The organism is Jatrophihabitans sp. sgz311053 (assembly GCF_056135305.1).
Genome location: NZ_JBWAXP010000003.1, coordinates 72,114 through 87,405 on the forward strand (window position 1 = coordinate 72,114; position 15,292 = coordinate 87,405).

At 71.5% G+C, this 15,292-nt stretch carries 9 protein-coding genes; 4 read left to right on the plus strand and 5 right to left on the minus strand.

Features of this window, described 5'->3' with window-relative positions:
• Positions 1-60: 60 nt before the first annotated feature.
• Positions 61-972, plus strand: coding sequence for a LysR family transcriptional regulator (locus tag AC0NZQ_RS18295; RefSeq protein WP_474531512.1), 912 nt, complete (start codon positions 61-63; stop codon positions 970-972).
• A gap of 1 nt (position 973) precedes the next feature.
• Here AC0NZQ_RS18295 and AC0NZQ_RS18300 read toward each other — a convergent pair whose 3' ends face one another.
• Entirely contained in the window at positions 974-1,738 is a 765-nt protein-coding gene (locus AC0NZQ_RS18300; protein ID WP_474531513.1) for a crotonase/enoyl-CoA hydratase family protein, read from the minus strand.
• A gap of 38 nt (positions 1,739-1,776) precedes the next feature.
• On the opposite strand from AC0NZQ_RS18300, the gene AC0NZQ_RS18305 reads away from it, so the two are divergent.
• Positions 1,777-2,787 (plus strand): co-chaperone YbbN, encoded by a 1,011-nt coding sequence (locus AC0NZQ_RS18305; RefSeq protein ID WP_474531514.1) that lies wholly within the window; start codon positions 1,777-1,779, stop codon positions 2,785-2,787.
• A 718-nt stretch (positions 2,788-3,505) separates the two neighbouring features.
• Here the strand turns inward: AC0NZQ_RS18305 and glgB are convergent.
• From glgB to AC0NZQ_RS18325, 4 genes are read right to left on the minus strand one after another with little or no spacing between them, the layout of a single operon-like run.
• Positions 3,506-5,782, minus strand: coding sequence for a 1,4-alpha-glucan branching protein GlgB (glgB, locus tag AC0NZQ_RS18310; protein WP_474531515.1), 2,277 nt, complete (start codon positions 5,780-5,782; stop codon positions 3,506-3,508).
• Positions 5,779-7,182, minus strand: coding sequence for a maltokinase N-terminal cap-like domain-containing protein (locus tag AC0NZQ_RS18315; RefSeq protein ID WP_474531516.1), 1,404 nt, complete (start codon positions 7,180-7,182; stop codon positions 5,779-5,781). Before AC0NZQ_RS18315 ends, glgB begins: the two co-directional genes overlap by 4 nt.
• A complete protein-coding gene (treS, locus tag AC0NZQ_RS18320; RefSeq protein WP_474531517.1) occupies positions 7,179-8,954 on the minus strand; it encodes a maltose alpha-D-glucosyltransferase in 1,776 nt (591 codons plus the stop codon). The genes AC0NZQ_RS18315 and treS overlap by 4 nt, the downstream gene beginning before the upstream one ends.
• Positions 8,955-10,964 carry an alpha-1,4-glucan--maltose-1-phosphate maltosyltransferase gene (locus AC0NZQ_RS18325; RefSeq protein WP_474531518.1) on the minus strand — a complete coding sequence of 670 codons (2,010 nt, stop codon included), beginning with the start codon at positions 10,962-10,964 and terminating at the stop codon, positions 8,955-8,957.
• Positions 10,965-11,302: 338 nt separating this feature from the next.
• Between AC0NZQ_RS18325 and AC0NZQ_RS18330 the strand changes: the two genes are divergently transcribed.
• Both AC0NZQ_RS18330 and glgP read left to right on the plus strand, forming a co-directional pair.
• Positions 11,303-12,598, plus strand: coding sequence for a sensor domain-containing phosphodiesterase (locus AC0NZQ_RS18330; protein WP_474531519.1), 1,296 nt, complete (start codon positions 11,303-11,305; stop codon positions 12,596-12,598).
• A 130-nt stretch (positions 12,599-12,728) separates the two neighbouring features.
• Complete coding sequence (gene glgP, locus AC0NZQ_RS18335) at positions 12,729-15,287, plus strand: alpha-glucan family phosphorylase (RefSeq protein ID WP_474531520.1); 2,559 nt, start codon at positions 12,729-12,731, stop codon at positions 15,285-15,287.
• The last annotated feature ends 5 nt before the right edge of the window (positions 15,288-15,292 follow it).

Consider the following 15,292-nt stretch of genomic DNA (forward strand, 5'->3'; position numbering starts at 1 on the left):
GGTAGGCAGCCGCGGCGCCGCGGGGAAATGCCTGCGGCGACTCACTTATGCTCTGCGCGTATGAGTACCGGGAGAGCTGATGTGGGCATCCGGAGCGACCGAGCCGGCGACGGTGCCGGGGAGGTCGAGCTGCGTCACCTCCGCGCCCTCGTGGCGGTGACCGAGGAGGGCACCTTCACCGGCGCGGCGGCCCGGCTCGGCGTCTCGCAGCCCGCAGTCTCCCGCACCGTCGTCGCGCTGGAGGGGCTGCTGCGCACGCCGCTGGTCGCCCGGACGACGCGGGCGGTCGCCCTCACCGATGCCGGCGCTCGGGCCTACCGCGCCGCGGTCGCCGCGCTGGCGGCCGTCGCCGAGGTGGCGGCCGCCGCACACGGGGTGAGCCGTCCGCTGCGGCTCGGCTATGCGTGGTCCGCGCTGGGGCGCCACACCTCGGACGTGCTGCGGCGGTGGCGGGCCGAGCATCCCGACGTGGCGCTGGAGGTCCACCGGGTCGACGCCGTGGACGGCGGGCTGGGTCGCGGGGTGGCCGACATCGCGATCGTCCGCGGTGACTTCGCGCGGTCGGACTGCGTGGTGCAGCTCGTCTTCCGCGAGCCGCGGGTGGCGGCCCTGCCGGCCGGACACCGGCTCGCCGCACAGGACTCGGTGCTGCTGGGGGAGCTGCGGGACGAGACCGTGCTGACCTCGACCTACGGCGTGACGCGACTCGAGCTGTGGCCGCCGGACGAGCGGCCCACCACCCTCGTCCGGGTCGACAACACCGACGAGTGGATCACCGAGATCGCCGGCGGCCTGGGCATCGGCGTCACCTCGGAGTCGACCGCGGCCCAGCATGCGCATCCGGGGGTCGCGTTCGTCCCGCTCGACGACGCGCCGTGGCTGGACGTGCAGCTGGCCTGGCCGGCACGAGATGCCCATCCGGCCACCGCCGACTTCGTGGAGCTGGTGACGCAGGTGGTCACGGGCCGGTAGCTCAGCCGGGTGTGCCGTGGCGGCCGGCGCCGCCGGCGAAGCGCTCCGCCCCGCTGACCGCCTCGGCCGCGACCGTGGGCAGACCGTGGCCGAACTCGATGCCGAGCGCGGTGAGCTCGTCGTGACCGAAGGCGTCGTAGACCGAGCGACGGTCGGAGCGGACGCAGGCCGGCGGGAAGGCGGCGATCCCGGCCGCGAGCTCCTCCGCCGCGGCGCGGGCCGTGCCCGGTGCCACGAGCCGGTTGGCGAAGCCTGCCGCCAGTGCCTCGTCGGCGTCGACGGCGCGGCCGGTGAGGATCCAGTCCAGCGCCCGTCCCTGCCCCACGATGCGAGGCAGCCGTACCGTCCCGCCGTCGATGAGGGGGACGCCCCAGCGCCGGCAGAAGACGCCGATCGTCGCGTCGGTGGCCATGACCCGCAGATCGCACCAGGCCGCCAGCTCCAGGCCACCGGCGACCGCGAACCCCTCGATCGCGGCGATCACGGGCGTGTCGAGGGCGAGCCGGGTCGGACCCATCGGGCCGGGCAGCCGCGGATCGGCCACCGCCTCGTGCAGCGGGTTGGACATCGCCTGCAGGTCGGCGCCGGCGCAGAAGGTCCCGCCCGCCCCGGTGAGCACCAAGGCTCGGACGGCGTTGTCGGCGTCGAGCTCGCGGACGGCGTCGAAGAGCGCGGTGGCGGTCTCCCCGTCCACTGCGTTGCGCCGCTCCGGGCGGTCGATCAGGACCGTCGCGACGCCATCTCGCCGCTCGGTGCGCACGCCCATGGCGCCACCGTAACGGGGCGTCCGGCAGACTGGGAGCCATGCGTCCTGGTGCACCCAGCGGCGGCGCTCGGCCGCCCCAGCGTCCCGGTCAACCTCCGGCAGGCCCCGCGGGGCGTGCCGGCGTCTCGGCGGCGGCCATGGCCGGCGCGGTCGATCTGGCCGCCCTCAAGGCCCGGAACGAGGCCGCGGCCCGCGCCGCCGAAGCGCCCGCTCCGGCGGCCGCGCAGGCCGTCGTGGAGGTCACCGAGGCGCGATTGCAGGCCGAGGTCCTGGACCGCTCCTTCCAGGTGCCGGTGCTGCTGCTGCTCACCTCGAGCCGGGCACCGTCCGACGAGCTCGAGACCACCCTGGCCGGCATCGTGCGCCAGCAGGCCGGCGCCCTGGTGCTGGGCCGGGTGGACGTCGACCAGAACATGCGCATCGCGCAGCAGCTGCAGGCCCAGGCCGTCCCCGCGGTGTACGCGGTGATCGCCGGTCAGGTCATCCCCGGCTTCCAGGGCAACCTGCCGGCCGAGCAGGTGACCGAGTTCGTCAACGCCGTGCTGCAGGCCGGGCGGGAGCAGGGCCTCACCGGCGGAGCCGCACCGGCACCGGGCGAGTCGGACGAGGACGGCGCCGCCGCGCCGGCGCAGGAGCCGGAGGACCCGCGCTTCGCCACCGCCTACGAGGCGCTGGACGCGGGGGACTTCGCCGCGGCCGCACAGCGGTTCCAGAGCATCCTGGACGCCGAGCCGGGCAACGACGAGGCGCGGCTGGCCCTCGGTCAGGTGCATCTGCTGCAGCGACTGGAAGAGGTCGACGGCGACGCCGCGGCGCGCGCGGAGGCCGACCCCGCCGATGTCGAGGCGCAGCTAGCCGCCGCCGACCTCTCCTTCGCCGCCAACGACATCCAGGGGTGCCTGGACCGGCTGGTGCGGACGGTCTCGCTGACCGCGGGCGACGAGCGTGACCGGGTTCGGACCCGGCTGCTGGAGCTCTTCGAGCTGCTCGGCCCGGACGATCCCCGGGTGGGACCGGCCCGACGAGCGCTCACCCGCGCCCTGTTCTGAGGCAGCAGGCGGCTGGGGCGCTGCACCGGCCGCCATCGGGGGAGCGGCGGCCGGTGCAACGCGACGGCGGCACCTGATCCGAGCGGGGGACTCGGACGTCGGCACCGACACCCTGTCCGGGCGGGACGGCGACGGCGCAACCCGACCCGCCGATGGGACACGGCCTCGGGCCGGATCGCTGTCGCCATGATCCCCACCGCGGCGACGCGCTCTCGGTCCGAGACAGTGCACCCACCGAACGGGGCGGGCCTTCACCATCGTGGCCCCACCCGATCGCTGGCTCGCGAACGAGTCACGATGCCTGAACTGTAAGACGGGTGTACGGTGCTCGCTACCCGGCGCGGTATTCGGCCGGAACCGTGCGAGGGCGACTTCGCAGACGGGACAGTGTGTGCGCTTGTCATGACGGCCGTCACACGGCAACGGATCGGTCGGGCGGATACGGCGTCGAGGTGTCCTCCCCCGCGGACGACACCTCGCGCCGTTCCCGTCCGGCCGAGCCGGCGGTCGCCGCTCGTGGCGAGCGGCGGAACGCCTTCGGATCCCCCGATCCGAGATCACCACCCTTGGCCCCCGCCGCCGGTGGTGACTGTGACGTCCTGTCGAAGAATCTAGGGGTGCGCCAGGGGCGCAGACGGGGGACTTGAGTCCCGTCCCGCAGGACTAACGTCGATTCCCTGTGACGCTCGACTCACTCTCGCGCCGCAAAAGCCGCGCTTCAGACCACGGCGTCGCCAGGACCGGCGGGTGTGCCACTGTCACCGCCCCGCAACCGGAGCCAGAGGGTCCCCAGCGGGGGCAACCGCAGCGTCGCCGAGGCCGGTTGTCCGTGCCACGGGCTGTCGTAAGCCTCCACGCCGCCGAAGTTGCCCACGCCCGAACCGAAGTAGACGTCGGCATCGGTGTTCACGACCTCGTCCCACCGTCCCGCGAACGGCAGGCCGAGGCGGTAGTTCTCGTGCGGGACGGGGGAGAAGTTGGCTACGCAGGCGAGCACCGAGCCGTCGTCGCCGAAGCGCAGGAAGGAGTAGGTGTTGCCGACGGCGTCGTTGGCGTCGATCCAGCTGAACCCCTCCGGCGTGGTGTCCCGCGACCACAGTGCGTCGGTGGTGGCGTAGACGCGGTTCAGGTCGCCGATGAGGCGTGACACGCCGCGGTGACCGGGGTCGTCCAGCAGCTCCCAGTCCAGCGAGCGCGCCTCGGACCACTCCCGGCTCTGTGCGAACTCCTGGCCCATGAAGACGAGCTGCTTGCCGGGGTGGGCCCACATGTAGGCGTAGAGCGAGCGCAGTGTCGCCATCTGCTGCCAGCGGTCACCGGGGATCTTGTTCAGCAGCGATCCCTTGCCGTGGACCACCTCGTCGTGCGACAGCGGCATGACGAAGTTCTCGGTGTAGGCGTACATCATCGAGAACGTCAGCTCGTTGTGGTGGTACTGCCGGTGGATGGGGTCGTGCGACACGTAGGAGAGCGTGTCGTGCATCCAGCCCATGTCCCACTTGAAGCCGAAGCCGAGGCCGCCGAGATGGGTGGGTCGGGTGACGCCCGGCCAGGAGGTCGACTCCTCGGCGATGGTGACCGCACCCGGCACGCGCTTGTAGACCGTCGCGTTCATCTCCTGCAGGAAAGCCACCGCCTCGAGGTTCTCCCGGCCGCCGAACTTGTTGGGCGTCCAGCCGCCCTCGGGACGGGAGTAGTCGAGGTAGAGCATGGAGGCGACCGCGTCGACGCGCAGGCCGTCGACGTGGAACTCCTCGAGCCAGTAGAGCGCGTTGGCGACGAGGAAGTTCCGGACTTCGCTGCGGCCGAAGTCGAAGACGTAGGTGCCCCAGTCCAGCTGCTCGCCGCGCTGCGGGTCGGCGTGCTCGTAGAGCGGGGTGCCGTCGAAACGGCCCAGGGCGAACTCGTCCTTCGGGAAGTGCGCCGGCACCCAGTCGACGAGGACGCCGATGCCGGCCCGGTGCAACGCGTCGACGAGGAAGCGGAACTCGTCGGGGTTGCCGAAACGGGAGGACGGCGCGTAGTAGGACGACACCTGGTAGCCCCACGAGCCGCCGAAGGGGTGCTCGGCGACGGGGAGGAACTCGACGTGGGTGAAGCCCTGCTCACGCAGGTACCCGACGAGCTGGTCGGCGAGCTCGGTGTAGGAGAGCCCGACGCGCCACGAACCGAGATGCACCTCGTAGATGGACATCGGCGCCTTGTGCGACTCGGTGGCCGCCCGGCGTTCGATCCACTCGGCGTCCTGCCACTCGTAGCGGCTGGTGTGGATCCGCGACGCGGTTGCCGGCGGCACTTCCGTGGCGAAGGCGAAGGGGTCGGCCTTCTGCCGCCACTGCCCGTCCGCGCCGAGGATCTGGAACTTGTACGCCGCGCCGTCGGTGACGCCGGGGACGAAGAGCTCCCACACCCCGGTGGAGCCGAGCACCCGCATCGGCAGTGCGCGAGCCGACCAGTAGTCGAAGTCGCCGGTGACGCGCACGCCCCGCGCGTTGGGCGCCCATACCGCGAACGACGTGCCGACGACCTCGCCGCCCGGGGTGTCGTAGCTGCGCACGTGCGCGCCCAGCACCGTCCAGAGGTTCTCGTGGCGACCCTCGGCGATGAGGTGCAGGTCCATCTCGCCGAGCGTCGGCAGCCAGCGGTAGGGGTCGTCGACGGTGAAGGTGCCGGTGCCGTAGGTGACCTCGATGCGGTAGTCGGTCTCCGGCCCGTCGAGGGTGGCCTCGAAGACACCACCGTCGTGGATGCGGGTCATCGCGGTGCTCGTCCCGCCGACGACCACGGCGGCGGACTGGGCGTCCGGGCGCAGGGTCCGGATCACGGTCGTCGCGCCGGTGGGGTGCGCGCCGAGGATGCTGTGCGGATCGTGGTGGGCCCCGCCGACGAGGCGGTCGAGCTCCTCGCTCGACGGCCCGGGCGGTGGCTGCGGCGGCGCCGGTGGGGCGCTGTGCCGTGCCTTCGTCTTGTCGGGGCGCTTCTTGGGCGTGGTCACGAGTGGTCTCCGTCCGGACGGGCGGTCAGTCGCTTGAGCGAGGCGAGGGGGATGGGCAGCCAGGACGGTCTGTTGCGGCTCTCGTAGACCGCTTCGTAGACCGCCTTCTCGGCCTCCAGGGCACGCAGCAGCACGGTGTGGCGCCGGGGATCGGCACCGGCCGCCTCCGCGTAGCCGGCGCAGAACGCGTCGCGGTTGCGGGCCGACCACTCGTTGGCGCGGTAGGCCAGCTGCGGGTCGTTGCCGGAGTCGGCGGCGCGGTGGTGACCTGCGTACTCGAAGGAGCGCAGCATGCCCGCGACGTCGCGCAGCGGCGAGTCGTACTCACGCCGCGAGTCGATGGCCGCCATCGGCTCGCCCTCGAAGTCGATGAGCACCCAGCGCCAGACGGTCCGCAGCACCTGCCCCAGATGAAGGTCACCGTGGATGCGCTGCAGGGTCACGCCGTCGCCGATCTCCCCGGCCGCGGCGAAGACCTCGCGCAGCGGGTCGGCGTACTCGCCGAGCTCCGGGACGATGCCGAGGGCGTGTTCGAGCCGGCCGCGCATCGCCGAGGAGCGGGCCTGCAGGTCGTCGGCGGTCGCCTCGCGCGTGCCGAAGGCGGCGGCGAGGTCGGCGTGGGTCTGGGCGACCGCCGCGCCCAGCCGCTCGGCCTCGCCGGCGAAGTCGCCGCCGGCCTCGTCGGCGTGCAGATCGGCCTCGGCCATGAGATCGCGGACGCTCGCGGTGGCGAGCACCCAGCCGTCGGTGGCGCTGCTCAGGTACTCCTGCACCATGGCCAGCGAGGTCGGGGCGGTGCCGCCGTCGAAGGCGACGTCGGCCTCGACAGCGCCGAGCAGGGTGGCGATGTTCTTGGCGCCGACGCGGCTCAGCTCGCCGCCGATCTCGATGTCGGGATTGACGCCCGGCTGCAGCCGGCGGAACACCTTCATGATGGCGACATCGCCGTAGACGAGGGACGTGTTGGACTGCTCGCCACTCATCACCAGGCTCACCTCGTCGACCGGGATGCGGTCGGCCTCGACGAAGCGGGTGAAGCGCAGGTCGCTGTCGGCCGGCGGCTCCACCAGTCCGGTGAGCCAGGCCGTGGTGGCGTCCTTGTCGTGGAGCGCGTCGTAGACCCAGCGGGGGCCGGCCTCGGTCTCGACGGTGCCGATCAGCACGTGCTCCAGCGAGTCGATGGGCTCGCTGCGTGAGACGAGCGGGACCTGGTAGGTCTCGCTCTCGCCGTCGGCGTACTCGGCCCGTGCCGTCCAGATGGTGACCTGCGGCAGTGGGGCGAGCTGGGTGAGCCGGTGGACGGTGAGGGTGAAGTCGCGACCCTTGCCGGGGAACCAGCGCTGCGTGGGGATCCAGTCGGCGAGAAGGTCTCGGACGAGGTCATGGACGGGACTGCTCATAATCCGCCCTCCTCCGTCTCGGTATGGGACTCCTCGGCGGCGGATTCCAATGCCGCGGGCTCCTCCGTCGGGCGGGGGACGCGGGGGATGCGCAGCCAGTAGAAGCCGTGGCCGGCGACGGTGAGCAGGTACGGCAACTCGCCGATCTCGGGGAACTGGGCGCCGCCGGTGAGCTCGATCGGGCAGGCCCCCGCCCACGGGCGGAGGTCCAGCTCGGCGGCCTGCGGGAAGCGCGAGAGGTTGTTGACGCAGAGCACGATGTCGTCGCCGAACTCGCGGACGAAGCTCAGCACCGACGGGTTGCTGCCGCCGATGTCGTGGAAGGTCCCCAGGCCGAAGGCGGGGTTGGCCTTGCGGACGGCGATCATGCGACGCGTCCAGTGCAGCAGCGAGGAAGTGTTGCGGGTCTGCGCCTCGACGTTGGTGACCTGGTAGCCGTAGACGGAGTCCTGGTTGGTCGGCAGGTAGAGCCGGCCGGGGTCGGCCGTGGAGAAGCCGGCGTTGCGGTCAGGCGTCCACTGCATCGGCGTGCGGACCCCGTCGCGGTCGCCGAGCCAGATGTTGTCGCCCATGCCGATCTCGTCGCCGTAATACAGAACCGGGGAACCGGGGAGTGCGAGCAGCAGCGCGGTGAAGAGCTCGATCTGGTTGATGTCGTTGTCCAGCAGCGGGGCCAGCCGCCGGCGGATGCCGATGTTGGCCTTCATGCGGGGGTCCTTGGCGTACTCGGCCCACATGTAGTCGCGTTCCTCGTCGGTGACCATCTCCAGGGTCAGCTCGTCGTGGTTGCGCAGGAAGATGCCCCACTGGCAGTTGTCGGGGATCGCCGGGGTCTGGCTCATGATCTCCGAGATGGGGTAGCGGCTCTCCCGCCGCACCGCCATGAAGATGCGAGGCATGACGGGAAAGTGGAAGGCCATGTGGCACTCGTCGCCGCCGACCGCCGGGTCGCCGAAGTACTCGACGACGTCGCTCGGCCACTGGTTGGCCTCGCAGAGCAGGACGCGGTCGGGATAGTCGCGGTCGACCTCCTTGCGGACCCGCTTGAGGAAGTCGTGGGTCTCGGGAAGGTTCTCGCCGTTGGTGCCCTCCCGGACGTAGAGGTAGGGCACCGCGTCGAGCCGGAAGCCGTCGATGCCGAGATCCAGCCAGAACCGCAGCGCGTCGAGGATCGCCTCCTGCACCGCGGGGGAGTCGAAGTTCAGGTCGGGCTGGTGGCTGAAGAAGCGGTGCCAGAAGTACTGCTTGCGGACCGGGTCGAAGGTCCAGTTGGACGGCTCGGTGTCGACGAAGATGATCCGCGCCTCGCTGTACAGCGTGTCGTCGTCGCTCCAGACGTAGAAGTCACCGTACGGCCCGTCCGGGTCGTTGCGGCTGGCCTGGAACCACGGGTGCTGATCCGAGGTGTGGTTCATGACGAAGTCGATGATCACGCGGATGCCGCGCTCGTGGGCGGCGTCGAGGAAGTGCTTGAAGTCCTCGATCGTCCCGAACTCCGGCAGCACGGCGGTGTAGTCGCTGACGTCGTACCCGCCGTCGCGCAGCGGCGACTGGAAGAACGGCGGCAGCCAGAGGCAGTCGACGCCGAGCCACTGCAGGTAGTCCAGCTTGTCGGTCAGGCCGCGCAGGTCGCCCGAGCCGTCGCCGTTGCTGTCGGCGAAGCCGCGGACGAGCACCTCGTAGAAGACCGCACGCTTGAACCAGTCCGGTTCGTGACGCTCCGTGGTGTCGGTGGTCTCGACATCCAGCAGACCCTCGTCGGGGGAGGTCATTTACTTGATCACCTCGAAGACATGTGCGGACCGGGAGTAGGGATCGAGCCGGACGTAGTTGCGCTCACCCCAGGCGTACTCGACACCGTCGAGCAGGTCGCGGACGGTGAAGCCGCGGTCCCACTCGACATCCAGCGCCTCGAGGTCCAGCGAGACCGTCGCCTCGCGCCACTCGTGCGGGTTGACGGTGCAGACCACCAGGACGGTGTCACCGGTCGCCTCGTCACGCTTGCTGAAGGCGAGGATGTCGGGGTTGTCGACCTCGTGGAAGGTCACGTTTCGCAGCTGCTGCAGCGCCGGGTGCTCGCGGCGGATCCGGTTCAGCGTCGTGAGGAACGGCGCGAGCGAGCGGCCGTCGGCGATGGCGCCGGCGAAGTCCCGCGGCCGCAGCTGGTACTTCTCGCTGTCCAGGTACTCCTCGCTGCCGGGCTTGACGGGCAGGTGCTCGTAGAGCTCGTAACCGGAGTAGACGCCCCAGGTGGGGGAGAGGGTCGCGGCGAGGACGGCCCGGATGGCGAAGGCGCCGGGGCCGCCGGTCTGCAGGTAGGCGTGCAGGATGTCCGGCGTGTTCACGAAGAAGTTCGGCCGCATGTAGTGCTCGGCCTCGGCCAGTTCCTCGACGTACTCGACGAGCTCGTCCTTGGCCGTCCGCCAGGTGTAGTACGTGTAGCTCTGGTGGAAGCCGATCTTGCCGAGCTCGTGCATCATCGCCGGCCGGGTGAAGGCCTCGGCCAGGAAGAGGACGTCCGGGTCGGTCTTGGCGACCTCGGCGATGAGCCACTGCCAGAAGTTGATCGGCTTGGTGTGCGGGTTGTCGACGCGGAAGATTCGCACGCCCGCGGCGATCCAGTGCCGCACCACGCGCAGACACTCGGCGTAGAGACCGGCCGGGTCGTTGTCGAAGTTGAGCGGATAGATGTCCTGGTACTTCTTCGGCGGGTTCTCGGCGTAGGCGATGGTGCCGTCGGGCTTGGTGGTGAACCACTCCGGGTGCGCGGCGACCCAGGGATGGTCGGGAGCGCACTGCAGCGCGAAGTCCAGGGCCACCTCGAGCTTGAGCTGCTTGGCCCGCTTCACGAAGGCCTTGAAGTCGGCCATGGTGCCGAGCTCGGGGTGGATCGCGTCGTGGCCGCCGTGCTTCGAACCGATGGCCCACGGCGAGCCCACGTCCCATGACGAGGTGACGATGGAGCCGCCGGGGGACTCCGGTGTGTTGGGACCCTTCCGGTTCACCTCGCCGATGGGGTGGATCGGGGGGAGGTAGACGACGTCGAAGCCCATGTCGGCGACGTAGTCCAGGTGCGCGGTGGCGTCTTTGAAGGTGCCGTGGCGGGCGGGCTTGGCCGGGGCGACCGGATCGCCGGCGAGCTCCGCGCCGATCGACCTCGGGAAGAACTCGTACCAGGAGCCGTAGAGCGCGCGGACCCGGTCGATCCACAGCGGATAACGCGGCGAGGCGGTGACGAGCTCGCGTACCGGGAAGTCGTAGGCGAGCTGCTGCAGGTAGGGGTCGAGGGCGGGACCGACGCGGTGCGCGACATCGAGCGTGCTGTCGCGCAGCGCCCGCGCAGCGGCGACGGCGCGGGGCCGCTCGGCCTTGGCGAGGTTCTTGGCCAGCTGCTCGAAGAGCCGGGCGCCGGTCTCCAGGTCGTTGGCCAGATCCTCGGCGCCCTGCCCCGCCTCGATCTTGACGGTGACGGCGTGATGCCACGTGGACATCGGATCGCTCCACGCCTCGATGGCGAAGGAGTGGGCGCCGGGCTCGTCGAAGACGAGGTCCGCGTGCCACCGGTCGGTCCCCGGCGCGCCGCGGAGCATCCGCACCGACCGGGTCTTGCGACCGTTCGCCGCTCGCACCACGACCGTCGCGGCGATGGCGTCGTGCCCCTCACGGAACACGCGCGCCGACACCGGCAGCGGCTCTCCCAGCACAGCTCGGGCCGGGAATTCCCCGGCGACGGTGGAGCCCACGACGGGCCTGACATCGGTGAGTCCGAAGCGTCCAACCACGCCCTCCACCTACCCACAACCCGGTCGCGGATCGCAAGTCCGCCTCACCGCGCCTGGCGTGTCACGACGGCACGCGACGGCGTGCGCCTGCGCGGCCGGGGGCGTGGGCCCGAGTGGGCCTGCATCGGCCGCTGCGCGGGCGAGGCGCCGGGCGACCCCGCTCGGCTGCGGCGCCCCGATCGCCGTCGCGTGCCGATCGGACGGCGGTCGAACGAGAGGGGTCGTCCCGGGCGCGCCGACCCCCGCGGGGACGCTGCACAGGGGCCTCCTATGCACACCGCTGCAAAGGTTCGCTATCGTAAAATCCTCGTTAGTTCCAAAGGGAGGGGTGGTCGGAGATGCTCGCGCTCGACGGCAACCCGGCCGCATTCGGGTCAGCTGCGCAGAGCCGGTCTGCCAGCGAGGTCGTTGCGCGTCTCTTGGAGACGGCGCGGGCGACGCTCGGCGCGGACGTCGCGTTCGTGACGTCGTTGGACGGTGTCAATCAGACCTTCACTCACGTGGCCGGTGCCGCGGCGAGTTTCGGCTGGCAGCCGGGAACGCAGATCCCCGAGTCCGACGGCTACTGCCACTACGTGCTGGCCGGCGAGCTGCCGAATGTCGTCCCCGACGCCGGGAACGACCCGCTGGCGGCGGTGCTGCCGGCGACCGACGCCGCGGGCATCGGCTCCTACGTCGGAGTGCCGCTCCACCTCGGGGACGGGCGGGTCTACGGCGCGCTCTGCGTGGCATCGCACGACGCCCGGACCGATCTCGGCGGCGCGGACGTGCTGTTCATGCGCTTCCTCGCCCGGCTGATCGCCGACGAGCTCGGCCAGCAGGAGCGCGACGACCTCGCCGACGATGCGGTGCGGCAGGAGCTGGCCGGCTGGCTGACGCCCGGCGCACTGGACATCCACCTGCAGCCGATCGTCGAGATCGCCGGCGGGCAGGTGAGGGGGTTCGAGGCGCTCACCCGGTTCCCGGGCCGTCCCGGAAGTCCGGCCGAGGTCTTCGCCGCAGCCGCGACGGTCGGCGTCGGTGTCGCCCTGGAGCTCAGCGCGATCCGGACCGCGCTGACGCTGCTGCCCCGCCTACCCGCCGGTACCTACCTGTCGGTCAACGCCTCGCCGGCCACCATCCAGGACGACGGGCTGGCTCGCCTGCTGCGCACGGTGCCGGCCGAGCGGGTGCTGATCGAGGTCACCGAGCACACCGCCTTCGACGACCACCCCTACTTCCGTTCGCATCTGCGCAAACTGCGGCGCACCGGGGCCCGGATCGCCATGGACGACACGGGTTCGGGTTACGCCGGCCTGCAGACGCTGCTCTCCCTCGAGCCCGACGTCATCAAGCTCGACATCGCCCTGGTGAGGAACGTCCACCAGGACCCGAGCCGGCGCGCGCTCATCCGGGCCCTGGTCGGCTTCGCCGGCGAGTCGGGATCGGTGCTCATCGCCGAGGGGATCGAGACCCCGCGGGAGCTCGCCGCCCTGGCCCGCCTCGGCGTACCGCTGGGGCAGGGCTACGTCATCGCCGCCCCGGCGCCGCTGGCCGAACTCCTCCCGCCCCGGCGTGGCGAGGGTGACGATGCCGCGATCTGCGTCTGGCCGTCCCGGACGCTCGACATGTCGGACGTGCGACGTCACCGGTGAGCCGCAGGTGCCGCCGCCACCGGACGGCAGCGGCCGGGGCCGGCGAGCTCACGACTCGCGCCGATCGCCCGTCCGGCGAGCCCGTTCGACCCTGCCGTAAACCCTTCCGGTGCTGCTAGCGTCGTCGCACGTGAAAGCTCTTCGTCGGCTCACCGTCCGCGCCGCCTATCCGCCCGAGCTCGCCGGTCTCGCTCAGATCGTGGCGAACCTGCGCTGGTCCTGGCACGCCGACTCGCTCGACCTGCTCGAGTCGGTGGACCCGGAGCTGTGGCAGGCATGCGAGCACGACCCGGGTCGGATGCTCGGTGAGGTGACCGCCGAGCGGTTCGCCCAGCTCGCCCGGGACCGCAAGTTCCTGCGGCGGCTGGAGGACATCGGCGACGACCTCACCGACTACCTCGAGCAGCCGCGCTGGTACCAGAAGCAGCGGCGGGCCGGCGTCGACCTGCCCGAGTCGATCGCCTACTTCTCGCCGGAGTTCGGCATCACCGAGGTGCTGCCGCAGTACTCCGGCGGTCTCGGCATCCTCGCCGGCGACCACCTGAAGGCGGCCAGTGACCTCGGCGTCCCGATCGTCGGGGTGGGCCTGCTCTACGGCGCCGGCTACTTCCGGCAGTCGCTGTCGCGCGACGGCTGGCAGCTCGAGCAGTACCCGTCGCTGGACCCGCAGGGGCTCCCCATCACCGTGCTGCACGACGCCGACGGCGCGCCGGTGAAGGTCGCGGTGGCACTGCCGAACTCCCGCACCCTGCACGCCCAGGTGTGGCTGGCGCAGGTCGGCCGGGTGCCGCTGCTGCTGCTGGACTCCAACATCGAGGACAACGACGCCGACGCGCGCCAGGTCACCGACCGGCTCTACGGCGGCGGCGCCGAACACCGCCTGGAGCAGGAGCTGCTGCTCGGCGTCGGCGGCGTCCGTGCCATCCGGGCCTACTGCGCCGCCACCGGTGCGGCCGCGCCCGAGGTCTTCCACACCAACGAGGGTCACGCCGGCTTCCTCGGCGTCGAGCGCATCCGCGAGCTGGTCGAGTCGCAGGGCCTCACCTTCGACGAGGCGCTGGCGGCGGTCCGGTCGGGGACGGTCTTCACCACGCACACGCCGGTGCCCGCCGGCATCGACCGCTTCCCGCGTGACCTCGTCGCCGCGCACGTCGGCGGCGTCGCGGGGCTGCCCGTGGAGCGCATCCTCGAGCTCGGGGCCGAGGACGACCCGACGATCTTCAACATGGCGCACATGGGGTTGCGGCTGGGTCAGCGCGCCAACGGCGTCTCGCTGCTGCACGGTGAGGTCAGCCGCGGCATGTTCAACGGCCTCTGGCCGGGCTTCGACACCGAGGACGTCCCCATCACCTCGGTCACCAACGGCGTCCACGCCCCCACCTGGATGTCGCGCGACATCATGGACATCGCCGTCCGCGAGGTCGGCTTCGAGACGGTGGACGAGGGCGGCGGCTGGGATGCCGTCGACAAGATCGGCGACGGTGAGCTCTGGGGAGTCCGCAACACGCTGCGGGCCCGCCTGGTCGGCGAGATCCGGCGTCGGATGAAGCTCTCGGCCCGCCAGCGGGGGCTCACCGAGGCCGAGCTTTCCTGGACCGCCGCCGCCTTCGACCCGGACGTCCTCACCATCGGCTTCGCCCGTCGGGTGCCGTCCTACAAGCGGCTGACGCTGATGCTGCGCGACCCGGAGCGGCTGCGCGCGCTGCTGCTGGACCCGCAGCGGCCGGTGCAGATCGTCATCGCCGGCAAGTCCCACCCGGCCGACGACGGCGGCAAGCAGCTCATCGCGCAGATGGTCCGCTTCGCCGACGACCCGGCGGTCCGGCACCGCATCACCTTCCTGCCCGACTACGACATCGGCATGGCGCGGTTCCTCTACTGGGGCGTCGACGTCTGGCTGAACAACCCGCTGCGCCCGCTGGAGGCCTGCGGCACGTCGGGCATGAAGGCGGCGCTGAACGGCGCCCTCAACCTGTCGATCATGGACGGCTGGTGGGACGAGTGGTTCGACGGTGAGAACGGTTGGGCCATCCCGTCCGCCGACGGACTCGTCGACCCGGATCGTCGTGACGATCTGGAGGCCGATGCGCTCTACGACCTCATCCAGAACCAGGTCGCGCCCCGCTTCTACGACCGTGCTGGCGCCGGTGGCGTCCCCACTCGCTGGGTGCAGATGGTGCGCCACACGCTGAAGTCCCTGGGCCCCAAGGTGCTCGCCTCGCGGATGGTCAGCGAATACGTCCGCCGGCTGTACGCGCCCGCCGCCGTCTCCTCGCGACGCATGCAGGCCGACGGCTACGCCGCCGCGCGCGAGCTGGCGTCGTGGCGGGGCAAGGTCACCTCGGCATGGCCGGCCGTCGCGGTGCTGCACGTGGACTCGCAGCTCTCCGGTGACGGTGACGCCCAGCTGGGGGAGACGCTCACGCTGCGCGCCGAGGTGGCACACGGTGGGCTCGAGGTCGGCGATGTGACGGTCGAGGCGGTCTACGGCTCGGTCGACGCCGAGGACGAGCTCTCGCAGACGACGACCGCCCCGCTGCGGCACGTCGAACGCATCGACGGCACCGACCGCTACGAGGGCGAGGTCCCGCTGGACCGCACCGGCGGGTACGGCTACACCGTCCGGGTCCTGCCGGCCAGTGACCTGCTGGCCTCCCCGGCCGAGCTCGGGGTCGTCGCGAGCGCCTGACCCCG